The following is a 26,293-nucleotide window of genomic DNA, read 5'->3' as shown; positions in this document are numbered from 1 at the left end:
GTGTTTATTCACTTTTATGTTGGTTGTCAATACCTGCCAATAAATAAGGAATTGCAGGTTTGATAAATTCTTCAGGCTGTATCTCCTGATTGCTAGTTCTCCATTCTATAGAAGCGCCATAGATTCCCCAGCTTAATATTACAGCAGTCATTTTTAGCGCTTCGTTCCCTGTCGCTGCATTTTGTTTCAATAACATTTTGTAAAAGATAATTTCAAGCTGCTCTCTAATAATTCGAGCAATTGTCTCTTCATAGCCTCGATGACAACGATTAGACAATGACTTTTGAAAATTAGTTATCGCTTTAAAGAGAATAAGGAAAGCTCCTTCATTAAGTTCGTTATGTTGTAGAAAGTCATCATTCAAATTAACTAATAATACTTCTGATAGGACCTTCTCTAACAAATCATATATATCTTCAAAGTGATAATAAAAAGTTGCACGATTAATCATGGCCTCTGTCGTAATATCCTTAACCGTTATATCCTTGAACTCTTTTTTACTAGAAAGTGCAATGAAAGAATCCATGATTAATTTACGAGTCCGTATAACACGAAGATCTGTCTTAGATGAGGTCATTACTTAGCACTCCTTTTTAAACAATTTCTTCAAAGTGTTGTATATACAACAATTCAAATAGATTATTGGTTTATTGATGATTTTATTATGAATAAAATACAACTGTAAGGCAAATAAGAGTGTTATATATTTATTTTTAATGAAAGTAAGAAAAGGGGATAGTCAATTGAAGAATCATCCAATGGTTTGTGATTTAGAGACAGGTGTATGTGGAGTAGCTGGCGAGGAGGAATTGGGGATAATTGATTTTAATCAACCAAAGAAATCCATTGAAGTATACTATGTAACTGATCCAATATGTTCTCATTGTTGGGCACTCGAACCCGTTCTTCGACGTTTTATCGAGCAGTACGGACACTATTTTAACTTTCATACGATTATGGGAGGATTACTAGAAAAATGGGGTGATGGTCCAGTAGACCCTGCTAATGGAATATCTGGACCTGCCGACGTTGTAGGACACTGGAGAGAAGTGGGAGAAAATTATCGCATGCCAATAGATGGAACAGTGATGATGAACAATCCAGTGCAATCATCCTATCCACCATCTCGTGTTTTTAAAGTGATTCAAAAAAATCAGCATGATGCTATAGCATTTGAATATTTGCGCAGAGCAAGAGAAGCGCTATTCGTATTCAATCAAAATATTGCAGATACATCCGTTATGATTGACATTGTAAATAGACTGGGGCTTGATGGAGCGGCTATTGTAAACGAATCAGAACAAACAAACGGGCAACCGTTATTAAATGAAGATTTTGACCTTGCAAGAAATCTAGGCGTAAGAGGATTTCCAACTATTATTATGATGAATGAAGATAATAAAGGGTTGAAAATTGTTGGTGGGCGTCCATTTGTAAACTATGTGGAAGGACTAAAACAGGTTCTCAATTTGGAAGAGCTGCAACCAAAGCAACAGCCATCTCTTTTAAGCTTGCTTAAAAAAGAAAAGCTTCTATTTTCGAAAGAAATTGAAGTCATGTATGATTTGGAAAAGTCAGAGGTTATATCTTATGTGAAAAAAGAGCTTTCATCAGAGCAATATGAAATGAAAGAAATACTCGGTGAATGTTATATTACTACTAAATAATGAGGAGAATGGCAATGACATACGTATTACAGGTAGATTTTAAATTGGATGGACCATTTGGTGATGAGATGACAGAAGCGTTTTCTGATTTAGCCAAAAGTATTTATGAAGAGGAAGGACTTTTGTGGAAAATTTGGACAGAGAGCCCTGAAACAAACGAAGCAGGCGGCATCTATCTATTCGAATCTAAACGCACAGCTGAACAATATATAGAAATGCATTCCAAAAGGCTAGCTGAATTTGGGATTACTACTATCAACGCAAAAATCTTTGCGATCAATTCAAAACTGACTGAAGTCACGAAAGGTCCAGTAAAACAATTAAAAAAATGCTGATGCATACTAGAATTGCTAGCTCATTCACAGGAGTCTAATTTCGAATTAAGAAGTTAGACTCTTTTATTTATGGATGTATAAAAATTCAGAATATTGTGAGGTTGAACCAAATGTGTTGTAGCGTTTACAATAGTTTTATAACACGTTAATGGTATAAAAACATGAATAATGTGAGTGTTATTCTATTTAATGCTCAATACTTCAAAGCTTTTAAAATAGTCCTATAACAGAAGGAGGGATGAGATAGTGAATGAACACAACATATATTTGCTTGTATAGTAGTACAACGATGGATAAATAAATGTTTCTTATAAACACTATTTTAATTGTTGTAATGCAAAATACATAAATTATTGAGATTAAAAGAGATGAGGTTTTATAAAAAAATGAAAAAGTATTCTGTTGCTACATATTTTTACTTCATTATTCCGTCTTTAATTGGTATCTTTCTATTTATGACCCCCCTTTTAACAGAAGAGGGCTGGAAAGTGCCCATTGCCATACTAGCCAATGTTTTAGCGGGGATTGTGGCTCCGGTCATTAGCTATTTTACAATTATAATGTTTGCCATCTCTGCGATTGGTGCACTGATAGCGAAATTTATCCCTCGTAAAAATGCTAAAGAACCTAGTATTTTAGATTCATTGTTTTATGTTAATTGGTTTTGGACCATTACTCGTTTTATCGGTTTAGCCTTTGCTTCAATGGTGGTCTTTAATTTTGGACCTTCTGCCATTAATAATGAAAATACAGGTGGACTCCTAATGGATCCAAATGAGGGACTTGTGACGTTTTTATTTACCATTTTTTTGTTTGCTGGTTTCCTTTTACCATTTTTAACAAACTTTGGTTTACTTGAATTTTTCGGGACAATGATGGTGAAAATTATGCGGCCACTGTTTAAAAGTCCAGGGCGTTCTTCCATTGATGCTCTTACTTCATGGGTTGGTGATGGCACAATAGGTGTGTTAATGACAAGTAAACAATATGAGATGGGGAACTATACAAAAAAAGAAGCTGCGATTATTGCCACAAGTTTCTCAGTAGTGTCCATCACATTCTGTATCGTTGTGTTGGATACTGTGCATTTGGCACGCTATTTTATTCCTTATTATTTGACAGTAGTCCTTTGTGGAATTGTATTAGCCATTATTATGCCTCGAATCTATCCACTTGCGAAAAAAGAAGATACATATATAGATGGGACACCAGTAGATTATTCACGTGAGAAATTACCAGAGGGCTATAATTCTGTCTCACATGGCTTAGAAAATGCACTTGCTATTGCGCATGCAAATCGTGATCCTCGACAATTTTTCAAAGATGGCTCTAGAAATGTAATTGATTTATGGGTGGGTGTTGCCCCTATCGTTATGGCTTTTGGGACAATTGCCTTAATGCTTGCTGAATTTACAAGTATTTTTGTGATTTTAGGAAAACCATTCGAGCCAATTTTAACCGTCCTTGGCTTACCTGAAGCGGCTGAAGCAGCGCAAACAATGGTTGTTGGCTTTGCCGATATGTTTCTACCTTCTATTTTAGGGGCAGGGATTGAATCGGATGTTACTAGATTTGTTATTGCAGTTGTTTCTGTGTCACAGCTAATCTATATGTCTGAGGTAGGTGGACTTATTTTAGGTACAAAAATTCCATTGAAATTTTTGGATTTAGTCGTCTTATTTATACTACGTACGCTTATTTCTCTTCCAATTGCCGCATTGGTTGGTCACCTACTCTTCTAACTAAAATGCCAAGTCTTAAATGGACTTGGCATTTTTCATAAACAGATTGTGATCGATTTTCTTTAGACGTCTCCATAACGTCAGCATGTAGATAAAGAGTACTAAAATGATAAGATAGGCACTTAACATGGAGCCTGCCGTATTTCCCATAATGTTAAAGAAATTATTCAGTCCATGGAAAATAATTGTTACGATAATTGATTGACCTTCCAATACAAGTAAAGCTAGAACAAGGCCAACTAAAAGAGCATAGATGATTTGAAGAATCGTATCTTCTAGAGATTGGCCACCTAGTAATTGTAACGCATGTGTGACGCCAAACAATATACTAGAAATCCAGACAGCAGAAAAAGCCCCTTTTGCTAATAGCATGCGTAGCATAATGCCTCTAAATACAGACTCCTCAATAAACGCTACAATGAAAATTTGCATGATAAACATGACAACTAAATCACTAATAGATGTCATATTCAATCCTTTTGTGCTTACTAAGATGATGCCGAAAATAAGAAGAAGCGGTAAGGTGATGAAGAAATGATTCTTTTTAATAGGATAAAAGAAATATTCTCTCCATTTCTTTTTCGTCGCTATATATATGAAGAGACCTAATGCAAATGGGATTAACAGCGCAAACTGTAGAAAAGGGCTTAAAGGTTGTTTGATAGAAACAAAGGCACCATTTAAAACATAGAAAAATAGGAGTAGAGACTCTAAACCAATTATTTTTATCAACATTTTTGGGTTCATGTTATTATCTTCCTCCTATTCTATTTATACAGGATTTACAGAAACCTTTCGCATACTAGCTGAAATAACTAGATAGAGGAAAATACTAAAAACAAACATGCTCCCTAAAATCGCTAATATAGATGAATTGGCTAATAGTTGATACAACGGAGAATACCATTCAAAGATCACCATTAATATAGGTATTAATGCTAGGAAACCAATTAAGCTATAGCCTCCTAGTATGCCTAAACGATAAAAAACAACGTTAAGGAGAAGGCCAGAACTTAGACAAAATAAAAGCAAGACCGTATCCAATACTACTGTTTGTAAAAATGAATGGGTAATATCAAAAAATAAGATAGGGTGGATGATAATAATATCTTTGATATTGAATAGGGTAGAAACATAAGAAATGATTTGATGAGCACACGCAATAATCAAGGCACCGACCAGACTCCAGCTGATAAAAAATAGCCCGACATACAACATATATTGCTGACGACTTAATCCTAGCTTTAAAAAATAGGGTAAGGTTTTATTGAGAAGTTTTGTTGCCATCATACTGTAAAAAATATAAACAGGAATAGAAATAGTCATAGCAAATGATACATATTGACCAAAAAATGCATCTAAGAAAAATGACAAAAGCACGATCGAAAATAAAATGCTCCAAAAAATAATATTTTGCTTCTTATAGCTTTGAAATAAGATATAAAAACTGCCTTTCATCGTGTTCATCGCCCTGGCCTCACTTTCTGTTTACTTAAATAGACGAGCATATCTTGAAGAGAAACAGATTCAAGCGTAATGTTCTGATCTTCAATGGATTGACCATTTGCGAAGACAATAGCTGTCATCTCTTGCATAAATGTATGTTGATAGATTACTTGTAAATCCCCAATTGCTCTCTCAACATCTGAGGCATTGCCTTTTACAGCCACAATATGATCTCGCCATTCATCAGTGGTCTTTTGGAGCAAAAGTTCGCCCTCATGTAGAATGAAAACTTCCTCAAATAGCTCGCTCGCCTCATCGATTAAATGTGTAGATAGAATAAATAATCGCGGATTTTCTGTTTGCTGCTCAATTAACAAATCATAAAACATATTACGCGCTGCTACATCTAAACCGATATAAGGTTCATCAAATATAGTTATAGCTGTACAACTCGCAAAGCCTGTAATAATTCCAAGTGCAGAGACCATCCCTTTTGAAAGATTACGCACTTTATCTTTTGGATTCAGGGCAAATACTTGTAGCAGTTCTTGAGCTAGCTCCTCATCCCATTTTGGATAAAAGAAGCGATTGGCCTTTAATGTTTGGGCAATGGTCATTTCTTCTTGAAAGTTGCCACTTTCAGCGACAAAGCAAATATCACGTAATGTGTTAGGGGCATTGAAGACATTTTCTCCGTTAACTAAAATTTCTCCGCTTGTTGTAGAGATGAGGCCTGATAATAAATTTAAAAAAGTTGTTTTACCAGCTCCATTGTGACCTAAAAGGCCAATAATCTTTGGTCCCTCCATGGTGAAAGAGATATTTTTCAAAGCTGCTTTCTGTTTATAGGATTTCGTGACATTACTCACATTAATTTTCATTCATGATCCCCCTTGTATCAATTTTTGTAACTCTTCATCTGAAATGCCTAGACGTCTTGCTTCCTTTTTCAATGGTTCAATATGTTGCTGGACAAAGCTTTCTTTACGCTCAGTAATTAAAATATTTTTGGCGTCTTCATGGACAAACATACCGACACCTCTCTTTTTATAAATGACGCCCTTATCCACTAATTCATTCACGCCTTTCCCAGCAGTTGCAGGATTAATCTGGTATTCTTTTGCAAACTCATTTGTAGATGGAATGCGATCTTCAGGCTGTAGCTGTCCATCTAGAATGGCATCTTCTATTCTTTCACGTATTTGTTGGAAAATGGGCTTTTCGTTATTTAAAGAATGAATCACAATCCACCTCACTTGTTAGTTGGTTAATTACTTATGTAACTAACCATATAACTTGTGGCATCTATTGTCAATGACTTGGGAAAAAATGCACAAAAATTTTTACATAAAAAAACCTTCTCATTTTTGAGAGGGCTCTAAGTAAACTAAATAGATGAACATGTTATTCATGAAAAAGCTTCCTTCACTTTCTATGTTTGAAAATAGTTTGCATCACAAAATATTATCAAAAAATCCTAGTAACTTGGCGAGAATTCCATTTTTGCATATGTGTCACATAACCACTATGCATATACTGTGGCAAGAGGGGGGGAGGTGAGCTTTTATGAGAATTAATTGGAAGGTTCGTCTTCAACATATTCCATTTCTACTAGGGCTATTTTCATTGCTGCTCTTACTCGCACAACAAGTGGCTGCAATTTTTGGCTATGATTTTACAGGGGTGATGAGTGAGCAAATATCATCTATTTTAAATACAGTCTTATCCATTCTTGTGTTAATGGGGGTCATTGTCGATCCAACCACACGGGGTACTAGTGATAGTGAACGTGCCTTAATGTATCGGAGACCGAGATAAAATGAACAAAAAGTGTAATTTTACAATAAGGATAAATATGTTATAATGTTAGAAAATTGATAAAGTGGGGAGGATGATTGAATGTCCCTTGAATTGGAGCGCAGAATTGCAAAGCTTGAGGAGGAAATGGCAGATTTACGTCAGGAGTTGTCAGTATTAAAAGGTTCGCAAAGAGCTGAAAAAATTAATACTCTTGATGCCAGACAGTCGATGATCAAGCAATCAGAACCAATTAAACCAAAACCAGTACTGGAGTCGAAGCCTATCCCGACTAAAGTAGCGGAAAAAGAAGTGCAACCACAGCCATCGATGGAGGAACGTGTTATGTGGGCACTTCCAAAAGTATTCATGGTTATTTTAGTAATGGGCGTACTTTGGGGTCTAAAACTTGTCAGTGACTATGGCTATTTATCGGATGGCGTGAAAATCATCCTTGCCTATGTACTATCGGTGGGATTGGCGGTTATAGCCTATGTACTAGAGCGTAGGAAAGTAGGCTCATCAGCTATAACGATTTCTTTATATGGTGGGGCATTTATTGTTGGTATTTTAACAACCGCAGCGAGTGCCATATTATATGAAATCATTGGTCTTATTCCAGCACTAGGCATTACGCTGCTTTATATTGGCTATGGTATTGCCATTAGCTATTTGAAGAAAAATGAAGCACTAACTGTTTTTGTTGCCTTTACATCATTATTACTACCTTACTTACTAGAATATATGGATTTTAGTGCTGTCATTATTTTATTATTTGTGGTCGTATTGTTTGCTGCATTGCAATTAGTGATTTACCAGCACAAGCAAAAGCTAGCCCTTTATATCGCCACATTCTTTTCAGTGCTAGCAGTGAGTGTTATAGCATTTATGAATAGTGATCAGCAAGTAGTTTTTGCACTTGGCTTACTTGTGATTCTAGCAATCCTTTATGCAATATGGTGTTTACTGTATAACGCACAATCCAAATGGAAGCCACTTCACATTGGACTCCAATTTTCTTTAGGCTCATTTAGTTTATTACTGCTGAACCTAATCATTCGTTCTCTTGAAAATGGAGAAATGCTACTCCTCATTTTAATGGCTTTATTTGGCGCTGTAGCGTTTTATAGCTATCGTCAAAAATGGCAGGAGGTACTGGATAGTGCTGTGACACTTGTGTTTATCACCTTCTGTAATATGATACTTCTATTGAATATTCCGAATAAAGTGGATGATTTATTGTATCCTTTGATTGCATTTGCAGGCGTGATGATGAGCTTACGAATACGTGCAAGTATGATGAAGGTCGTTACTTCACTTTCCCTTGTGATGACATTTACACTAAACTTTGTTTTCCATGAACCAAGTCCATTTTTCAGCATCGATCATTTAAGCTTATTTATGCCAATCATCTATTTCATCATTATTTATTTATATGCAAGACGTCCTAAAGAGGCACTCTCACCTTTTGAAAAGGTCATGAAGGATTTGTATGTAATCGATATTTTAGCAGTGGTCACAGCTGGCTATTTCTTAGCCTATATTAGCAAGCTAGATGCCGTATACTTTACAGCCGCAAATGACATTCCATATATGGTGTGTATCGTACTAGCTGTCTTATTTACTGGTTCTTTATTTGTAGAGGAAACTTACAAAGGACGTGCTTTAACGCCAGTACTTGGTGCATTTTTCCTTCTAGTCTCCTTGATGATTAGTACTAGGGTGTCAATGTTGGAAAGCTTAAACACTATCACTAGATTAATTTATTTAGCAGTGGTTGTAGCGATTGTCGCTGATGTGCTTGTAAAAGGAATTATTTATCGATTGTACGAGGACCGTCTGGGGAAATATGTGGACGCCATTGTAAGTACGGGGATTGTGCTCACGATGATTTCGATATGGGGGCTGATCCATCAGTTTACATTTAACAACGCTCTTGATTGGAAGCTAAGTATCGCCCTTACAACTATTACATTATTCTTAACTGCTAGTGTTTCACTATGGATTAGTTCCACACATCATTTAAAAACATTGCGCACAACAGGCTTTATTATTTTAGTTATCGCATTTATTAAGCTAATTTTCTTTGACTTATCTGCCCTTGATTTACTGATTAGAGCTGTTCTATTTATTACCATTGGTGGTATTGGAATGCTATTGTCGGGTAGGTTGTTGAGGAAAAATGAATAGAATAAAGATATAATTGCTAGTAAAAGGTACTCATTAAATACAAAATACCAAAGCGTATACCTTTTATTGTAACGATGTTAAAAGGAAAGATGATAAAACAGCCAAATGAGAGTTGCATTTCTCCTTGGCTGTTTCATTTGTTTAGAAAATCATTAGGTTTCGCATTGTTTATTTCTTTGTAGTTATTAACTTTCTATAATAGAGCCTTCTTCAAGAGGTAATCTTCCACCATCAGGGTTAGGTAATTCTTCGAAATCATCCGATGGCCCTACACCTGGTGGCAGGGGAGGTAAATTAGAACCTTTGTAAATTCTACCATTACCAGTGAAATTTATAGAGTCAGCTATAACGGAACCTCTAATAGAAGCGCTCCCATCTATAATTAACTCAGCATTAGGTGCAATAACATATTGACCTGTAGTAGGTGTACTTCCAGAAACAGTGATTTTACTTCCTCCAGAAATAATATTACCATATACTTTAGAGCTCCCACCCAATGACATATTAGCACTTTGGTTAAATAATGTTGCATAAAATGGTGTCGAACCATTTAAGGTGAATTGTGATGAGCCTACGTAATAGAAATTAACTTTTGAAGGGTCTGCTGTATTTGCGTTAAATCCAGTAGTAGAGTTAAGAGCAGTGAATTTTTTTACATATAAATTCAACTTCCCATTCCCTGTGACATTTATTGTGCCATAATTCATATCAAAATCATCTACTAATAAATTTACTTCCTTATCTACATTAATAGTAATTGTTCTATTACTGTAAATTTCAATAGCTTTTAAATGAGTGTCTTCTGTTAAATTAAATGTTACATCAGTTCTTAGCCAAGCGAATGGCTGCCCCTCTCTTGTTGATAATACACCATTAGACACTAAATCTATTTTATTTCCACTTTTGGTTATCGTATATTTTTGTAATGGATAAAGCTCAGATAATTGATTTGTTTTATCTGATGTACTTTTCCAATAATCATTCGGTAAAAAGCTTTTTGGGTCAATGGCAAGTGGTGGTAATATGGCTTTAGGGTAATGCCACTCATTCTTTTGTTGTTGATTTTTAGTTGTAATGGACTGTTTTGTACTATCCATATTAATATTTCCACCAATTGAACCATCTTCAGTAAGGATTTTTCCAGAATAGTTATTAAAAATAACATTCCCGTACCTTAAAGATGTGTCTCCATGAATTTCACCACTACTATTAAATACAATATCTCCAGATGTCAGAACGGTATGATTTTCCCAACCTCCAGGTATAGTACCAATTTCGTCGCCATCTTCCTCCTCATCATCCTCATCTAATTTAATATATAGGGAAGGTCTAAGTTTTATTTCTTGATCAACTACACGCTCCCTAGTAGAATCAATTGTCCCAGATGAAATGATTTTGACTTTAAAATCTACACTTGTCGGTTGTAGATTAACAGATGCTATTTTACCTGGAGAGATAGTAAACGATGTGTCAGAAAAATCTCCATTATCAATTGCTTTATCAAATTCTTTTTTTAGAACTTCATTTACATAATGCTCCATTGCCATTTGCTTTGATAATTTTGGTAATTTATTAGCTTTGCGATAAATATTTTGTTCAGTAATCCAGCTCGTCATTTCTTGAATTGCGTCATCTTCAATTTTTCTTAATTTAAATTTTACTTCCTCTTTAGCTAAATTAACCCCCGCCTCAGCAATATAAAAAACCGCCTGATCTTTTCGCTCATAGTCTACTTGTTTTAGACTGTTTGAAGAGACACTGAGTAAAGAAATACCAAGGATTGAGATAATCACAACTAAAAATAACGCAAGCGCAAGAGCTGAACCTCGTTGATTTTTAATTTGTTTACTCATTAATTTCCTCTCCTTTGAGTAATATCTGTTGTAACTGTTTGACCATCTTCACTTATAATTTCAATAGCGCCTCCACTGATCGTAAATGATGATATTCTATATGCAATGACTTCATCCTTGCCGTTTGAATTTCGAATAATTTGATTATTTTCTAATCTATAAGTTGATATAATTTCATCACCTAACAATAATGTGTGTAGTTCTGTCGGAGGGTCGGTTGTTTCATCTTTTTCTGAATCGAGGTCATCACTCTTCCGAAAATCCTGCGTAATTACTTTTAATGCAAAGGATATATCCTTAATATCACGATTATGTGTACTTTGCTCAAGTTGTTGCTTTGTAGCAGATGTTACAATACTAATACTCAGCATGGATACGATGGCAAGAATAACAACGACTGTAAGCACTTCGAATAATGTAAGACCTTTGCTATTTCGAAGCCATTTCATTTTATTTTGCCCCCCCTAGTATATACACATTTTCCATAGTGGCTGTGCTGTTTGTGCTGTTTTCAATAACTTTTAGATGCACATAAATCGCATTTTTATAAGTGTCATCTTCAGGAAATGTTTCTAATGTTAAATAGTAAGTATAACGATCTTCTTCATGTGGTAGATATTTATACACTTGATTAGTAGGTAAAGAAGACAAGGACGTTCTAGTGCTTTCTTCATCCAATGTATAGCCCCCTGTTAAATCATCATAAGAATCAGCACCGCTAGACAAATTATAAATCTCCTCCATTTTTTTTTGTGCCGCATAAGTAGCATCCATAATATCATTTGACTTATGTGTTGTTTTATTTGACTGAACGAGTAAGCCGAAAAATGAAATTAACACAATGCCTATTATTAAAAGGGCGGCAACAACTTCGATCAACGTCATGCCATGATTGTTTTTAAGATGTTTTATCAAATCAATTCCCTCCCTATACAACTACTGATATATCAATAGTTTGATCTGTTTTGAGTATCCAATTTTATTTTATTGATTTCTTTGCACATACCTATATAATGAGGACTTCTCAGAGCAATGCTTTATTCAGCCGTTTGAAGACTAATAAATCTTTCATCATTTGGTGTTCATAAAAATAAATATCATATAAGGTGTGTAAAACCTCCTGAATATCATAATTATTTTTAATGCTAAAGATATAGTTATCTTCAATTTATTATAAAATAAAAATTTCTTATTATGTAAGTAAGTTCAAAATATAATGCATTATAATAGTTGATTAAGGCTATTATAACAAATTCAAACTATGTATCGAAAGGAATTTAAGGTTATGTATAGTTCTTTGTGACTAATTGTTGAATTATTTTTGAATTTTCATGTGAAATATCTAGTCAAAATCGGAACAAAGTTGCATTTTAGTAGTGCCAGAATACCGTAGTTGTAGTATTATTTGTATATAAATAGAAAAAACACTAAGTTAAATAAAGGATGATGTGGATGAAAACATACATAAAAATAATTAGCTTGTTTTTGGTAATTGTTCTAATTGTGGGATTTTTTGTTCCATCATTTGTGCTAAATGACACAGTTTTTGCTAAAGAAGGTCCTGAATCTTCAACCATTGGAGGTATTGAGATCTACGATGTGAAAACCGCAGATTTGGCAACTACGCTACAAAATGCAATTTCAGAATGGCAAGATGCTGAAATGGAAATTGTTAGTGAGGGTATAGCCAAAGCCATTGACTCGAAACAATTTGTTTTTGATCCATCAGCAGCTATTGCTCAGTACGAAATGCTGACAAAAAAGCCTTGGTATGCTTTTTGGCAAAAAGAAAAAGTAGTTCATATTCCCATTCCTGTTACCGTCAATGAAGCGATTACGCAGCAAATAAATGAAGCAGGTGTTTGGGATACAGATAAAACACTCCAGAAACTAATCTTACAGGCCAGCTATTTGAAGGAGCATAAGGTTGAAGCCGTTATCAATGAAGATTCCATGCAAACCGGGGAAAGGATTGCCTTTCAGATTGCCGAGCTACCAGCAAATAGTCAAGGAGTAGCAAAAATCATTCCGTTATTAAATGATGTCCATCTAGTTCCAAATCAATCCATCTCGTTGCTTACACTTTTAGGTGAACAGGCTGGGGTTGTCAATGATGCAGGTTTAGATTTTGTGGCATCAATGCTATATAGTGTTATTCTTCAAACGGATTACGAAATTTTAGAAAGACACTCTCAGGAAATAAATCCAAGCTATTTGCAACAGGGAATTGAGGCAGATATCAATGCAGCTTTAGGAAAAGACTTACAATTTATTAATCGGTCTGAGCAGCTCGGTAAACTGAAAGCATCTATAGAGGGTAATCAATTAAAGATAGAAGTTTTTGCAGCCGCGAAAGACAAGGACATTACAGTACGTGTTAGCAAGGATAAAATTGTAAAGCCACGCATTATTTATCGCTATTCGGAGGAGTTAAAGGCTGGACAAGAACGAGTGGAGCAAGAGGGGAAAGAGGGTTCAAGAGTGGAAGTTTATCGTTCCATTGTAGAGAACGGAGCAACAGAAGAACAATTCATTAGTAGAGATTATTATGTACCTCAAAATCGAATTGTTACGCGTTCTTCGCAGGAGCCTGTTATTAACACAACGCCTACTCAGAACGTAGGGGCTGCTGCATCAGATCCTGATTTAGAAGTGGATTTAGATGGTAATGGCTTGCCTGATGTGAAACCTTCAAAACCAGAGGAAACAAAGCAAGAAGGACCAGAAATTGTCTATGGCTACTATGATAAGGGTGGTAATTTTGTACAAACAAGTCCATAACGATTGGAGGTATGTTTATGGCAATGAAGCCAGGGCGTAAACGTTTAGGGGATTTACTGGTTGAATCAGGTGTTATTACTGCTGACCAGCTTGAGTACGCATTAACGACTAAGATGAAAAATGAGAAGCTTGGAGATTTCCTTATCAAAGAAAATTTCTTAACAGAGCAGCAGCTTATTGAAGTCTTAGAATTCCAGCTTGGTATCCCTCATATCAGCCTGAATCAGTTTTCTATTAGTCCCGAATTATTACAGCTTATTCCCGCGGAGCTGGCGAAGCGGACAAATATTATGCCGATTCGCAAAGAAAAAAATAAATTATTTATTGCAATGGAAGACCCGATGGATTATTTCGCCATTGAGGAAGTTCGTATGACAACAGGCTGTCAAATCGAGACAAGTATTGCGGCAAAAGATGATTTATATCGGACGATAACAAAGTACTATGATTTACAGGAATCAATGGATGCGGCCATGTTGGATTTGGCTGCTACTAGTACGGAAACACAAGAGGAAATCGAGAATGAGGATTCACCTATTGTTCGTTTAGTGAATCAAATTATAGCCAATGGTGTCGCACAGCGCGCAAGTGATATCCATTTTGATCCACAAGAAACAGAACTACGTGTCCGCTATCGAGTTGATGGTGTGCTACGTACTGAGCGATCCTTGCCAAAGCACATGCAAAATGTCGTATTGGCTCGTATTAAAATTATGGGTAATTTAAATATTACAGAAAATCGTATTCCTCAGGATGGACGTATTAAAACTAATGTTAATTTTAGACCTGTCGATATCCGTTTAGCGACACTACCAACAGTCTATGGTGAAAAGGTAGTGATGCGTATTTTAGATTTAACCAATTCAGCCAATGATATTGATAAATTAGGCTTTAGTGCAAGTAATGAAGCACTATTCAGGAAAATGATAGCCCATCCAAACGGTATGATGCTAATTACTGGTCCAACAGGCTCAGGTAAGTCCTCTACGTTATATGCAGCACTTTCTCATTTAAATGAAGAAGGCGTCAATATTATTACGGTTGAGGACCCAGTGGAATATCAGTTAGATGGTATCAATCAGATTCAAGTAAAAGAAGAAGTCGGCTTAACATTTGCGGTAGGGTTACGATCGATTTTACGACAGGACCCCGACATTGTAATGGTAGGGGAAATTCGGGATCTTGAAACAGCTCAAATTGCTATACGTGCTTCACTAACAGGCCATTTAGTATTAAGTACACTGCATACTAATAGTGCCATCGAATCTATCTCACGGCTCCATGATATGGGGATCGAGCCATTTTTATTATCCTCTTCCCTGGTAGGAATCATGGCGCAACGTCTTGTACGAAAAGTTTGTCGTGATTGTGCTGAACCATATATATTCACTTCTCGTGAGCTTGAAATACTTGAGGAAAATGGGGTGGAAGGCGTAACACATGGTAAAAAAGGGCGTGGATGTCCTGCCTGCAATCAAACAGGCTACAGAGGACGGATGGCGATTCATGAAATCCTCCCTGTTGATCGCCAAATAAAGGATATGATTTTAAATCGTGTTGGTGATCGCGTCCTCCGTGATTATATGAAAGAAAAAGGCTACCATACCCTATTAGTGGATGGATTACAAAAGGTTGTAGCAGGCCAAACAACCACATCAGAAATATTACGTGTTGCAAGTGCAGACTAGGGGTGAAAAAATGACAGCATATTCAATCGTTGAATTATTAACACGTGCATTTGAAGAAAAAGCATCTGACCTTCATTTAACGAAAGGTATTCCACCGGTATATCGTATCCATGGGCAACTGGAGCATTACGGCACAGTCCCACTTGAAACAGAGGATTTAAAGGAAATGGTAAAGGTCATTCTTCCTGTCCATAAACAACAGGAATTTGAGGACAAGGGAGAAACGGACTTTAACTTTTCATTGCCTGGGAAATGTCGATTCCGTGTCAATGCATACCATCAACGAAATGAAGTAACGATTGCAGCTCGTTTAATTGAGGCTAAAATTCCTTCTATTGAAGCGCTCAATATGCCACAGGTGTTATATAAGCTTGCAGAAAAACCACAAGGCTTAATATTAGTGACAGGCCCAACAGGCTCAGGGAAATCAACTACCTTGGCAGCCATGATAGATCATATCAATGAAACAAGATCTAAACATATTATTACGTTAGAGGATCCAATTGAATATTTGCATACACATAAGAAGTCTGTCATCAATCAACGGGAAATTGGTGTCGATACAATGAGCTTTGCCAATGGTTTACGTGCATCATTACGTCAGGATCCAGATATTATTTTAGTTGGGGAGATGCGAGATTATGAAACCATTTCAACGGCTATTACGGCTGCTGAAACAGGGCATTTAGTTATGGCTACACTGCATACAAGTAGTGCACCAACGACGATCGACCGTATTATCGATGTATTTCCACCGCATCAGCAGAGTCAAATTCGTGTGCAGCTTGCGAATGTACTACAAGGGATTGTTTCTCAGCGTTTATTTGTACGTAAGGATGTAAAAGGGCGTATTGCTGCGACAGAAATTTTAGTACAGGCACCTGCTATTTCAAATTTAATTCGTAACGAAAAAATTCACCAAATTCCAAGTGTGATGCAGACAAGTAAAGCTTTGGGTATGCACACATTGGAATATTCGATGCAGCACCTAATTACGACAGGTAAGATTTCACTAGAGGATGCAAGACCATATATGAACGCTGGTGATTATAGTTGACGATATTTCGTTATAGTGGTCGTACCAAAACAGGAGCACCTAAAAAGGGCATTATCGAGGCACCGAATAAAAAGGTGGCCATGGAAAAGCTTCGAGCACAAGGAATTAATGCAAGAGAACTTCAAGAATCAAATAGCATTTTACATAAAGATATTGCTTTTGGGACAAAAGTGAAGCACCAGGAATTTGTTATTTATTGTCGGCAATATGCGACATTAATTCGTGCGGGCGTTCCTGTCGTTGAAGCAACCCATATTTTGGGTGAGCAAACACGGAGTAAACCACTAAAGCGAGCATTAATGCAGGTTGAAGAGGATATTCGAAATGGTATGGCATTTTCAGATGCAGCAGGCAAACACCCCAAAGTGTTCCCATTGCTATTTGTCAATATGATGCGTGCTGGTGAGGCTACAGGGAATGTCGACGATACATTAGATCGTCTTGCAAGCACACTTGAGAAGCAATACAACATTAAGAAAAAAATTCAATCTGCGATGACCTATCCAGCGATTTTATCGCTTTTAACACTAGTGGTTGGTATGTTTTTAATGGTGTTCATTGTGCCAACCTTTATGGATGCATTTAAGGAAATGAATTTGGAAATGCCGTTAATAACGGTCATTGTAGTGGGTATTAGTGATTGGCTCATTCAGTTTTGGTACCTTGTGATTTTAGGGCTATTGGTATTAGTAGTGGGTCTACACTATTTCTATAAAAATAATAAAGAGTTTCATTATGCCGTCAATGTATTTTTACTGCGTATGCCAATCTTTGGACAGCTTTTGCAAAAGGATATTATCGCGAGAATGACAAGAACCTTGTCAACACTCTTTAGCAGCTCCGTACCAATCTTACAAGCCCTAACGATTGTCGAAAAGGTTGGTGGTAATCCTGTAATGGGGAAAGTAGTACTGGAAGCGCGCGATAATTTAGAAAAGGGTGGCACATTATCAGAGCCACTTGAAAAAAGCTGGCTATTTCCACCACTCGTTACACAAATGACCTCAATTGGTGAGAAAACAGGCTCCTTGGATTACATGCTTGAAAAGATCGCTGATTTTTATGAAGAGGAAGTAAACCGTGCTGTCGATACCATGAAGTCACTCATTGAGCCTTTAATGATTGTGGTACTGGCTCTAGTTGTAGGAGTGATCGTTGCGGCTATATTCTTACCAATGTTCCAACTATATGAAAATATGTAATGTTTACAATATTGATATGGATGCCCTTTTGTTCCGCTTAATGGGAAATATCTACTTAGATTTGCTAACAAAAGGAAGCGGCAAGTAGGTATCTTCATGGTTAAGTATTAAAGGAGAGACTGGACATGGAAATGAGGGTAATGAACGAAAAGGGCTTGACATTAGTCGAGTTATTGGCAGTCATTGTTATTCTAGCTATCGTTGCTGCCATTGCAATTCCAGCTATAAGTAATGTCATTGATAATTCACGTTATAAGGCATTAAAGGCAGATGCTATCAATGTCATTCATGCCGCGCAGTTCTATTTTATGGAGCATCCAACCGCCGATCAATGGCAGATGGTTGAGGTGGGAAAATTAGTATCTGATGGTTATTTAGACAGTGCAGGCAAAATATTAGAGGCAGATAAAGAAGGTCAGAATGCCAATGTCCAATTTATCGAGGGCACCTACTATTTCAATGCACATGCGATTTATTACAGCAATGGCAAATATATTAATTTTGATAATGCCACCTTACAGCATATTGCAGACGATATTCGTAAGGGCAGCAAGGGAACTGGTGGCAAATGTATTGGGCGAGATTGTGCAGCTTCGCCATAATGTTCAGAAGCGCGTGTACACACACTTCATATAAAACTATTAAGGAGGATTTCATTATGTTAAAAAAATGGAAAAATAAAAAACTATTGAAAAATGAGAAAGGTTTAACATTAGTTGAACTATTAGCTGTAATTGTTATCCTAGCAATTATCGCAGCAATCGCTGTACCTGCAATTGGTAATATTATTAATAAGTCCAAGGACCGTGCGATTTTAGCAGAAGCATCAAATATTCTAGCGGGGGCAAAGATTGCTTATATTGATGGGGCATGTGAAAATGATACATGTGAGAAAAAAGCTTTAGAACCGTACGTGGATGGAATAGATTTAGATGGTACTGTTGTTGAATTAAAAAAAGATACTGGTTGGGTAATTACTTATCCTAGATTAGAGCAAATTAAGTTAACAGAATTTAAAGTTACAGATAAACAAGCAACAGAAAAAGAGATTAATCAAAAATTAGTAAAAGCTGGTGGCAAGGGATCTGAAGATAATAATGAAACAGGTGACGAGGGTTAATCAGTCCTCCCCACTCACTCAGAAACGCAAATTTTCTTGCGTTTCTGGCTGGGAAATGGATGACTAATTGAAAAAATCATTTATACTGAATAGGATAAGGGGGTCTTTTCACATGTTTAAGAGAAAAAGAAAGTCGCATGTTTCGATTGAACTGAAGGATTATGTGCTACGTGCGATTGTGGCGAAAGGACCAGAGCCTAATCAGTGGCAGGGCTATGAATACCCTTTAGCAGCTGGAATCGTTGAAAATGGGACAATAATCGACGAGGTAGCTCTTTTTGAGGTGATTAAAGAGCAAGTAATGAAATGGACAGGGAAAAAACAGGCTGTTCGCATGTTTGTCCCTGATACGACGGTTCTATTAAAAAACTTTGAGCACCCTAAAGATGTAAAGCCTCAGGAATTAAGAGGATATGCTGAAATGGAATTGGGACATTCCATTCATTTACCATTTCAGGACCCTTTAATTGATGTGTATGATGCAGATGCCGAGGATGGCAAGGCTATCTTATTTGCTGCGCCTTCTGAAGAGATTACGAAACTAGTAGGGATGCTGTTAGATGTTTCATTAGAACCCGAAGCTGCCGATATTCGTGCGCTTTGTAATATACGCTTATTAGAGCACATGTCCTTATTAATGCCTAATAAAACATATTTAATAGCAGAATGGTCGATTAATGAACTCTCTATCAGTATTTTTTCCAATGGCCAAGTGGAGTTTTTGCGCTATCAAACCATTGAAGTAGATATGACGCAATGGCAGGGGAAGAAGGAGAATGAGTTTAGCTATCAATTTATTTATAATGGCGAATCAGAGAATTATCAAATGGTCGTAATGGATCAGGTTCTAGAGATTGATCGGATGATGAATTTCTTTAAGTTTTCTTTACATAAAGGTGAAAAAACAGTGGATGAAATTATCATGCTTGGCGATAACCCACTATTGAAATCAATTGGGAACTTACTCGCTTCTAATTTAGAACCACCACTGAGGGTTGTCGATGGGAAAAAAATTGAGAAATCGTTTCCTCGCTTTAAGCGAGAATTTTCAACGTTGCTTGGCTTAGCTTTGAAGGAGGTTCGTTAATGGTTCCAGATATAAACCTCTTACCACAACTTGAAAAAAGAACAACCTCTCCCAAGCTTTTTTATAGCTTGGTGATTGTCATTGTGGGACTTATTGTAGCTTATTTACTTTTTTTATTTTTTACATCCAAAAGTGAATTGTCTCGATTGACTGCAGAGGAACAGGCATTAACAACACAGCTTAATCAATTGCAGCAAGAGCTAGACGCACGACAAAGTGTCGATCAGGGTTCGTTGGAAGAGTCTGTGACTTTTATTCAAAGCGTTTCTTATCCTGTAACACCGTTAATTGATGAAACAAAAACTTTATTACCAACTCATTCCTATTTACGTAGCTACGTTTTCGGAGAGAACACAGTGAATATTGAAGTGGATTTTGAAACGATGACAGATATATCGAAATATGTGGAGCGACTTTTAATGAGTAGCTATTTTACAGATGCTCAAATTAACACTGTCTCAAACTTTGAAATAGAGCTAGGTGAACAAAGGGCGTTAACACCCCAACAAAAATTTAAAGAAGTACCGCGATATTCAGTGTCCATCACAGCAACAATCGATTTTATGTATTTAGCTGGAGGACGACGCTCATGAATAAATTAACGAGTAGTAAAAATTCATCTATGATCTTGTTACTGGCGTTGATAGCTGCTATTTTATTTGCGCTGTATTATTATTTGCTGTCACCAAAATTGGATGAGGTGAATGAAAAAGAGAGTAATGTATTGCAGGTGCAGCAAGAAGTAGCTAATGTCAAAGAACAACTAGCACAATTAGACAAGGAGCAGGGACAGCCTACTATCAATATATTAGCCTTAAGACAAAAGCTACCTGCAACAAGAGCCGTTGAAAAGATTATTCTTGATTTAGCTGAGATTGAAGAGGTGACAGGAACTCGTATACTGTCTTTAACGGTTCAAGGTGAAGACGGCACTGTGACACCTTCTGATGTATCGAATGATCTCAATATGTTGGAGCAGGCTGAAGCAGAGGTCAATGGTGATCAGCAGAACAAGGAGAGTACTACACCGATTGCATCTCTTTCGGAGGACTCTTTACCAACTAATCTAAAGCTTATTACTTTTATATTAGAGGTGGGTGCGCTTGATTTTAATTCGCTTGAAAGCTTTTTACAGGAGGTTGAACAATTAGAGCGTGTCATGAAAACCGATAAGATTGAATTTAAATTGCCAGGAGAGCAGGCACAGCTTGAGAAAGATGCAGATCTTACGTTAAAGGCAACAGTGCAAGTGACGACGTTCTATTACGAAGAACAACAATAAAACTTTATTGATAGGCGCACCATACTTCATTTGTATGGGCGCCTATTGGTTTAGGAGGACATAAAATTGGAAATGGCTTATACGATCTTTATTTTTTTATTTGGACTTGTCTTTGGCTCTTTTTATAATGTAGTTGGCTTACGTGTACCACAGAAGGAGTCGATTGTACATCCTCCTTCACATTGTCCAAAATGCCAGAGACGACTAACGGCGCTTGATTTAGTACCAGTTTTGTCTTATGTATTTTTAGGAGGAAAATGTCGGGGTTGTGGCAATAAAATTTCTTGGGTTTACCCAGTCATAGAATTAATGACAGGTGTATTATTTGCCTTTGCTTATTGGCAGCTAGGCTTGGGCATAGAATTGATAGTAGCGTTCCTTTTTATCTCCTTATTAGTTATTATCGTTGTGTCAGATTTGGCCTATATGCTAATTCCAGATAAGGTGTTAGTATTCTTTTTACCTTTGCTAGCTATTGGACGAGTGCTGTCACCATTAACACCGTGGTGGGACTCTCTTGTGGGTGCAGTGATTGGTTTTGGCATATTATATATCATAGCTGTGCTATCAAACGGTGGCATGGGTGGAGGCGATATTAAATTATTCTTTTTAATTGGTCTCGTTCTGGGTACGATTGATACACTGTTAACGCTATTTTTAGCTGCAGTGATTGGTATGATTGTCGGGATTACCATGTTATCGAAAAACAAACAGGGGAGAAAAACACCCATTCCGTTTGGGCCATCTATTGCATTGGCCGCAGTTATTGTTTATTTCTATGGCGATCGATTAATCAATTGGTATCTAGGCTTTTGGTAATTGTTCAATTTTCAAGAATGTGGAGGGAAGCAAGTGAAACCTATTATTGGTATTACAGCCTTTGTTGAAGATGATTTGTCCTCTCGATTAAATGCCGCTTACAGCAAAAGCATCATTGAAGCAGGTGGTATTCCACTGATTATTCCAATGGGAGTAGAAGAAGAGGCAGCACAGATATTAGCCCTTACGGACGGTTTATTATTATCTGGTGGTCATGATGTGCACCCATTTCTATTCGGGGCTGAGCCTTCATTAAAACTTGGAAAAATTCATCCAGCGCGAGATACGGTCGAGTTAGCATTAATTGAAGCCGCATTCCAACGGAAGATGCCTATTTTCGGGATCTGTCGAGGAATTCAAATATTAAATGTTGCTTTAGGCGGTACTTTATATCAGGATATTGATAGTGATCATTTTAGCACTAAATTACTTCAACATATGCAGCAATCAGGTCGAGCTGTAGCTACCCATTCTGTTCAGGTTATTGCTGACAATCTATTAGCGACTATCGTTGAACAAGAGAAGATTGCAGTGAATTCATTTCATCATCAAGCGGTGAATGTGTTAGCAGAAAAATTAAAAGTAGCAGCAAAATCCAGCGACGGTATTATCGAAGCGGTAGTTCATGAGGAGATGCCATTTTGCTTAGCTGTTCAGTGGCATCCTGAGGAACTAGCCATAGCAGGAGATGAGAGTGCTCAAAAGCTATTTTCAGCCTTTATTGAAGCGAGCTTAAAATTTAAGAAGGAAGCTTAGAAGGGGCATTATACAAAGAATCCAATCGTATATGGATTCTTTTTTGCGTAAAAAAGAGGATACATGCTCTTAGAAGGAACATAATCCTCAAAACCTGCTTTAATCGTTAATGTACACGTCTGTAAAGACCTACAACTTGTCCTAAAATAGAAACTTGATCGACAATAATAGGTTCCATAGAAGAATTTTCAGGCTGTAAACGGAAATGGTTTTTCTCTTTAAAGAAACGTTTTACAGTTGCTTCATCCTCAGCTGTCATAGCTACAACAATATCCCCATTATTAGCTGTTGCCTTTTGTTTGACAATGACTAAATCTCCATCTAAAATCCCAGCTTCAATCATTGATTCCCCCATGATTTCTAGCATGAACAATTGATCTTCACTTGTGCCATACGTATCGGGTAATGGGAAGTATTCTTCAATATTTTCAATTGCTGTAATTGGAGAACCAGCTGTAACCTTCCCGACAAGTGGGACATGGATCACCTGTTGCTTTTGAATGGATTCTTCAGGCTCTAAAATTTCAATTGCGCGTGGCTTTGTTGGATCTCGACGAATAAAGCCTTTTTGTTCTAATCGAGCTAAATGTCCATGAACAGTTGAACTGGAAGCAAGTCCAACTGCTTCACCAATTTCACGTACTGATGGTGGATATCCTTTAGCTCGTACCTCTTCCTTAATGAAAGCTAAAATGTCCTCTTGTCTTTTCGAAACTTTTTTCATGAGTGCTCACCTCTTTTTTCTAATATCATTCTTCTTATTTGATAGTATAACAGAATGCGAACATGTATGCAAACATAGGTTCGAAAAGTGTTTGACAAAAACGTTTGTTCGCTTTATTATGGGAACATACATTCCGAACAAACATTCTTAAAAAGGGGTAATGATTATGACATGGTTGAAGAAAAACACACATATCTCAATTTTAATAGGAGCTTGTTTACTATTTGCAGCATACCTTTACATTACTGATCCAGGAAAAGTTAGTTACGCAGAAATTCAAATTGAACATGGAGATAGCTTGTGGTCGTTAGCTGAGCAATATCGTGGTAAAATGAGTACTGATGATTGGATAAAGCTTGTAAAAACGGAAAATGAACTAGCAGATATTAAAATTGTAGCGGGAAAATCTCTAGTTATTCCTGTAGTGAGTGATCAAGCCAGTCCCATCAATACTATCGAAATTGCGAGAAATGAACAATGATAAATAATCAACTATCGGCTGTTGTCTATTGTCGCGTAAGTACTGAAAAAGAAACACAAAGCTCCTCATTAGAGCGCCAGCAGGAAGAGTTGCTGCGCTATGCTAAAGAGCAAGGCTATGCGGTGAAGGGCGTGTTTAAAGATCAACATAGTGGCTATGATGTAGAACGTGAAGGCTTACTAGAAATGCTTGATTTTATAAAAGATAAGAACATTAATGCTCTTTTTGTCCAAGATGAAACTCGTTTAGGACGAGGCAATGCAAGGATGGCTGTATTACATTTATTACAAAAGTCAGCAACTGACGTTTTTTCGATGCGTGATGCAGGCCCAGTTCAATTAAATGAAATGGATACGATGCTGCTTGAAATTTTAGCGATTGTAGAGGAGTATCAGCGTAGAATCCATAATGCTAAAATTCGACGAGGTATGCGACGTGCTGTAGAAAACGGCTATCGTCCAGAAAATAATTTATCGAACCGAGGTAATCCGCAGGGGCAGGAGCGAAAAGATCTACCTGTAGAGGAAATTGTGAAGCTCCGCAAACGTGGATTTACCTTTGAAGAAATTTCTATAACGCTTAGAGGGTTAGGCTTTGAGGTAAGTAAGGCGACTGTACATCGTCGTTTCCAAGAGCACCAAGAAAGATTAGCAGGAAAATAATATTCCTGCTAATTTTTTTTCTGTAAAAAACTACTGAAGCGAAGAAAAGCTTTCGATGATAACATGATTAGGCAGTTGGAAAGGGTGCTCTTTATTTATTCGATCATAAAACATGATGCCATTTAAATGATCGATTTCATGCTGTACAACGATGGCCCCATAGCCCTGTAACTGTACAATGATTTCATGTCCATCGATGTCGTAAGCTTTGACTTTAATTCTCTCATATCTCGGTACAAAACCAGGGACAGGTCGATTTACAGATAGACAGCCTTCTCCCTCCGGTAGATAAATCATATTAAGGGAATGACTCATTATTTTAGGGTTAATCAGCATCATTTCTTGGTCATCAAAGAGTACAACAAACATTCGTTTATCTACGCCAATTTGATTAGCAGAGAGCCCACTCCCAGGGCGAAGCTTATATTTTTTTGCTAGCGTTGGATTTTGGCTATTTTTCAGATATTGTAGCATGGCTAGGAGGGTATTTCGGTCCTCATTGGTCACGGGTATCGATACTTCTTGAGTTTGTTTTCTTAAAATTGCTGAGTGTTCTTTCACGAAGTCCTTCATTGTAATCATATAATTTGGGTGAAATTTAGTCATAGATAAACACCTCATCAATTCGGCTATTGAGAACCTTAGCAATCTTAAAAGCTAATTCTAGGGTCGGATCATATTTATCATTTTCAATACTATTAATGGTCTGTCTCACAACTCCACACTCTTTTGCAAGAGCAGCTTGTGTTATGCCTAATTTTTTTCTTAAAATTTTGATGATGTTCTTCAGAATTATCCCTCCATTTTGTCCAAAGTATTAGACATATATCGTAAGATAAGAATTAAAAAATATCCAACTAATTGGACATTTTTTGGTGTGAAAAACAAAACAGTCAATTGAAGGGGAGAAATGGATTTCCATTGCAGGCTGCTTGCTTTCTTGTAGCACACTGACGGAACGGAAATCACCCCACAGCCTTGTTAAAAATTCTCATTCTACTAATGACATCATCTTTTTCAACAACATGAAATGCCCGATTAATTGGACATTTGGGTTTTAAATCATCACTTAATACCAATTTTCATCAAAATTTAGCTTTAACGCATGCCCGAAACAAATACCGAAAGGAATAAAACCTCTTCCTCTTGCTGTAATGATATTTCCATCTTGTACCACTAGTTCATCTGAATAGTTATGAAGCTCAAAGCACCCTAACTGCTTCATGCCATCAAAAGGTAGTCCTACTGTATATTTTTTGTTTTTTAAGACACCTGCTTTTGCCAAGAGGTAAGGGGAGCTAGAAATACTGGCAATCATTCCTCCTTTTGCAGATAGATGGCGAATGAAATCTAGTAAGCTCTCTTCAAGTTGTAATGTAGAAATATCCATACAGCCTGGTAATAGTAGACTATCAATATCGTCAAGCTCTACTTCATTCACGGATAAATCAGCTATACAATTTAAACCAGATTCTCCTCTGATAGGTTTGGTATTCGATCCTAGTGTGATGATGGGTTTACCGCCTTGCATTAATATGGACAAAGCAACACTCAATTCATATTCACTAAATTGTGGGTATAATAACACCGCAGTTTTCTTCATT

Annotated in this window: 30 protein-coding genes; 18 read left to right on the top strand and 12 right to left on the bottom strand. The window is 36.8% G+C overall.

Translation table 11 applies throughout. From position 1 onward, the window contains the following. Positions 1 to 4: 4 nt before the first annotated feature. On the bottom strand, positions 5 to 577 hold the full coding sequence (locus NY607_RS05195; RefSeq protein WP_131519491.1) for a TetR/AcrR family transcriptional regulator: 573 nt from the start codon (positions 575 to 577) through the stop codon (positions 5 to 7). Positions 578 to 743: 166 nt separating this feature from the next. Here NY607_RS05195 and NY607_RS05190 point away from each other — a divergent pair, with 166 nt between their 5' ends. From NY607_RS05190 to NY607_RS05180, 3 genes are all read left to right on the top strand, one after another. Further along, positions 744 to 1,667, top strand: a complete 924-nt coding sequence (locus tag NY607_RS05190; protein ID WP_259419276.1) for a DsbA family protein — start codon at positions 744 to 746, stop codon at positions 1,665 to 1,667. Between the two features lie 14 nt (positions 1,668 to 1,681). Continuing rightward, the gene (locus tag NY607_RS05185; protein ID WP_237899755.1) at positions 1,682 to 2,002 is read left to right on the top strand and encodes a monooxygenase; all 321 of its coding nucleotides are present in this window, start codon (positions 1,682 to 1,684) and stop codon (positions 2,000 to 2,002) included. 386 nt (positions 2,003 to 2,388) lie between these two features. Further along, positions 2,389 to 3,744, top strand: a complete 1,356-nt coding sequence (locus NY607_RS05180; protein ID WP_131519494.1) for a YjiH family protein — start codon at positions 2,389 to 2,391, stop codon at positions 3,742 to 3,744. 15 nt (positions 3,745 to 3,759) lie between these two features. Here the strand turns inward: NY607_RS05180 and NY607_RS05175 are convergent, their stop codons facing one another. Genes NY607_RS05175 through NY607_RS05160 form a run of 4 tightly spaced genes read right to left on the bottom strand, consistent with a single transcriptional unit; the run spans position 3,760 to position 6,434 of the window. Next, positions 3,760 to 4,491 carry a CPBP family intramembrane glutamic endopeptidase gene (locus NY607_RS05175; protein ID WP_237899757.1) on the bottom strand — a complete coding sequence of 244 codons (732 nt, stop codon included), beginning with the start codon at positions 4,489 to 4,491 and terminating at the stop codon, positions 3,760 to 3,762. 24 nt (positions 4,492 to 4,515) lie between these two features. Further along, positions 4,516 to 5,211 carry a hypothetical protein gene (locus NY607_RS05170; protein WP_237899759.1) on the bottom strand — a complete coding sequence of 232 codons (696 nt, stop codon included), beginning with the start codon at positions 5,209 to 5,211 and terminating at the stop codon, positions 4,516 to 4,518. Next, positions 5,208 to 6,071, bottom strand: a complete 864-nt coding sequence (locus NY607_RS05165) for an ABC transporter ATP-binding protein (RefSeq protein WP_259419275.1) — start codon at positions 6,069 to 6,071, stop codon at positions 5,208 to 5,210. The genes NY607_RS05170 and NY607_RS05165 overlap by 4 nt, the downstream gene beginning before the upstream one ends. Continuing rightward, complete coding sequence (locus NY607_RS05160) at positions 6,072 to 6,434, bottom strand: GntR family transcriptional regulator (RefSeq protein ID WP_237899766.1); 363 nt, start codon at positions 6,432 to 6,434, stop codon at positions 6,072 to 6,074. Between the two features lie 322 nt (positions 6,435 to 6,756). Here NY607_RS05160 and NY607_RS05155 point away from each other — a divergent pair, with 322 nt between their 5' ends. Together NY607_RS05155 and NY607_RS05150 are read left to right on the top strand one after the other, a co-directional pair. Next, complete coding sequence (locus NY607_RS05155; RefSeq protein WP_131519498.1) at positions 6,757 to 7,008, top strand: phage holin; 252 nt, start codon at positions 6,757 to 6,759, stop codon at positions 7,006 to 7,008. An 81-nt stretch (positions 7,009 to 7,089) separates the two neighbouring features. After that, positions 7,090 to 9,177 (top strand): ABC transporter C-terminal domain-containing protein, encoded by a 2,088-nt coding sequence (locus NY607_RS05150; RefSeq protein ID WP_259419274.1) that lies wholly within the window; start codon positions 7,090 to 7,092, stop codon positions 9,175 to 9,177. Between the two features lie 185 nt (positions 9,178 to 9,362). Here NY607_RS05150 and NY607_RS05145 read toward each other — a convergent pair whose 3' ends face one another. The 3 genes from NY607_RS05145 to NY607_RS05135 are packed head-to-tail and all read right to left on the bottom strand — an operon-like array spanning position 9,363 to position 11,945. Then, on the bottom strand, positions 9,363 to 11,030 hold the full coding sequence (locus NY607_RS05145; RefSeq protein WP_259419273.1) for a pilus assembly PilX N-terminal domain-containing protein: 1,668 nt from the start codon (positions 11,028 to 11,030) through the stop codon (positions 9,363 to 9,365). Then, positions 11,030 to 11,479, bottom strand: coding sequence for a PulJ/GspJ family protein (locus tag NY607_RS05140; protein ID WP_131519501.1), 450 nt, complete (start codon positions 11,477 to 11,479; stop codon positions 11,030 to 11,032). The genes NY607_RS05145 and NY607_RS05140 overlap by 1 nt, the downstream gene beginning before the upstream one ends. 1 nt (position 11,480) lies before the next feature. Beyond that, positions 11,481 to 11,945 carry a type IV pilus modification PilV family protein gene (locus NY607_RS05135; protein WP_259419272.1) on the bottom strand — a complete coding sequence of 155 codons (465 nt, stop codon included), beginning with the start codon at positions 11,943 to 11,945 and terminating at the stop codon, positions 11,481 to 11,483. 537 nt (positions 11,946 to 12,482) lie between these two features. Between NY607_RS05135 and NY607_RS05130 the strand changes: the two genes are divergently transcribed. The 11 genes from NY607_RS05130 to NY607_RS05080 all read left to right on the top strand — a co-directional run bounded on the left by NY607_RS05130 (position 12,483) and on the right by NY607_RS05080 (position 22,822). Beyond that, positions 12,483 to 13,811, top strand: a complete 1,329-nt coding sequence (locus NY607_RS05130) for a G5 domain-containing protein (RefSeq protein ID WP_259419271.1) — start codon at positions 12,483 to 12,485, stop codon at positions 13,809 to 13,811. Between the two features lie 17 nt (positions 13,812 to 13,828). Next, positions 13,829 to 15,499, top strand: coding sequence for a GspE/PulE family protein (locus tag NY607_RS05125; protein WP_369823970.1), 1,671 nt, complete (start codon positions 13,829 to 13,831; stop codon positions 15,497 to 15,499). A 10-nt stretch (positions 15,500 to 15,509) separates the two neighbouring features. Next, on the top strand, positions 15,510 to 16,556 hold the full coding sequence (locus NY607_RS05120) for a type IV pilus twitching motility protein PilT (RefSeq protein ID WP_016991992.1): 1,047 nt from the start codon (positions 15,510 to 15,512) through the stop codon (positions 16,554 to 16,556). Then, entirely contained in the window at positions 16,553 to 17,758 is a 1,206-nt protein-coding gene (locus tag NY607_RS05115; protein WP_036080216.1) for a type II secretion system F family protein, read from the top strand. The genes NY607_RS05120 and NY607_RS05115 overlap by 4 nt, the downstream gene beginning before the upstream one ends. A 125-nt stretch (positions 17,759 to 17,883) precedes the next feature. After that, complete coding sequence (locus NY607_RS05110) at positions 17,884 to 18,360, top strand: prepilin-type N-terminal cleavage/methylation domain-containing protein (RefSeq protein WP_259419270.1); 477 nt, start codon at positions 17,884 to 17,886, stop codon at positions 18,358 to 18,360. 56 nt (positions 18,361 to 18,416) lie between these two features. After that, positions 18,417 to 18,878, top strand: coding sequence for a prepilin-type N-terminal cleavage/methylation domain-containing protein (locus NY607_RS05105; protein ID WP_259419269.1), 462 nt, complete (start codon positions 18,417 to 18,419; stop codon positions 18,876 to 18,878). A 112-nt stretch (positions 18,879 to 18,990) separates the two neighbouring features. Beyond that, positions 18,991 to 19,965: a type IV pilus biogenesis protein PilM gene (pilM, locus tag NY607_RS05100; RefSeq protein ID WP_131519506.1), complete on the top strand. Its 975-nt coding sequence runs from the start codon at positions 18,991 to 18,993 to the stop codon at positions 19,963 to 19,965. Beyond that, positions 19,965 to 20,558, top strand: a complete 594-nt coding sequence (locus NY607_RS05095) for a PilN domain-containing protein (protein ID WP_131519507.1) — start codon at positions 19,965 to 19,967, stop codon at positions 20,556 to 20,558. Before pilM ends, NY607_RS05095 begins: the two co-directional genes overlap by 1 nt. After that, complete coding sequence (locus NY607_RS05090; RefSeq protein ID WP_259419268.1) at positions 20,555 to 21,247, top strand: hypothetical protein; 693 nt, start codon at positions 20,555 to 20,557, stop codon at positions 21,245 to 21,247. The genes NY607_RS05095 and NY607_RS05090 overlap by 4 nt, the downstream gene beginning before the upstream one ends. Positions 21,248 to 21,313: 66 nt before the next feature. Beyond that, a complete protein-coding gene (locus NY607_RS05085; RefSeq protein WP_237899799.1) occupies positions 21,314 to 22,066 on the top strand; it encodes a prepilin peptidase in 753 nt (250 codons plus the stop codon). A gap of 33 nt (positions 22,067 to 22,099) precedes the next feature. Then, a complete protein-coding gene (locus NY607_RS05080; protein ID WP_237899801.1) occupies positions 22,100 to 22,822 on the top strand; it encodes a gamma-glutamyl-gamma-aminobutyrate hydrolase family protein in 723 nt (240 codons plus the stop codon). A 106-nt stretch (positions 22,823 to 22,928) separates the two neighbouring features. Here NY607_RS05080 and lexA read toward each other — a convergent pair whose 3' ends face one another. Next, positions 22,929 to 23,546 carry a transcriptional repressor LexA gene (lexA, locus tag NY607_RS05075; protein WP_004232118.1) on the bottom strand — a complete coding sequence of 206 codons (618 nt, stop codon included), beginning with the start codon at positions 23,544 to 23,546 and terminating at the stop codon, positions 22,929 to 22,931. 166 nt (positions 23,547 to 23,712) lie between these two features. On the opposite strand from lexA, the gene yneA reads away from it, so the two are divergent. Then, on the top strand, positions 23,713 to 24,027 hold the full coding sequence (yneA, locus tag NY607_RS05070; RefSeq protein WP_066036589.1) for a cell division suppressor protein YneA: 315 nt from the start codon (positions 23,713 to 23,715) through the stop codon (positions 24,025 to 24,027). Next, entirely contained in the window at positions 24,024 to 24,689 is a 666-nt protein-coding gene (locus tag NY607_RS05065; protein WP_004232122.1) for a YneB family resolvase-like protein, read from the top strand. The genes yneA and NY607_RS05065 overlap by 4 nt, the downstream gene beginning before the upstream one ends. Positions 24,690 to 24,719: 30 nt before the next feature. On the opposite strand, the gene def is transcribed toward NY607_RS05065, so the two are convergent. The 3 genes from def to NY607_RS05050 all read right to left on the bottom strand — a co-directional run bounded on the left by def (position 24,720) and on the right by NY607_RS05050 (position 26,292). Further along, positions 24,720 to 25,295 carry a peptide deformylase gene (gene def / locus NY607_RS05060; protein WP_259419267.1) on the bottom strand — a complete coding sequence of 192 codons (576 nt, stop codon included), beginning with the start codon at positions 25,293 to 25,295 and terminating at the stop codon, positions 24,720 to 24,722. Beyond that, the gene (locus NY607_RS05055; protein ID WP_066036592.1) at positions 25,288 to 25,479 is read right to left on the bottom strand and encodes a helix-turn-helix transcriptional regulator; all 192 of its coding nucleotides are present in this window, start codon (positions 25,477 to 25,479) and stop codon (positions 25,288 to 25,290) included. Before NY607_RS05055 ends, def begins: the two co-directional genes overlap by 8 nt. Before the next feature lie 279 nt (positions 25,480 to 25,758). Continuing rightward, positions 25,759 to 26,292 (bottom strand): DJ-1/PfpI family protein, encoded by a 534-nt coding sequence (locus tag NY607_RS05050; RefSeq protein WP_259419266.1) that lies wholly within the window; start codon positions 26,290 to 26,292, stop codon positions 25,759 to 25,761. Between the last annotated feature and the right edge of the window lies 1 nt (position 26,293).

The organism is Lysinibacillus sp. A4 (assembly GCF_024919535.1).
Taxonomy (GTDB): domain Bacteria; phylum Bacillota; class Bacilli; order Bacillales_A; family Planococcaceae; genus Lysinibacillus; species Lysinibacillus capsici.
This window is presented reverse-complemented; position numbering and strand designations above follow the sequence as displayed.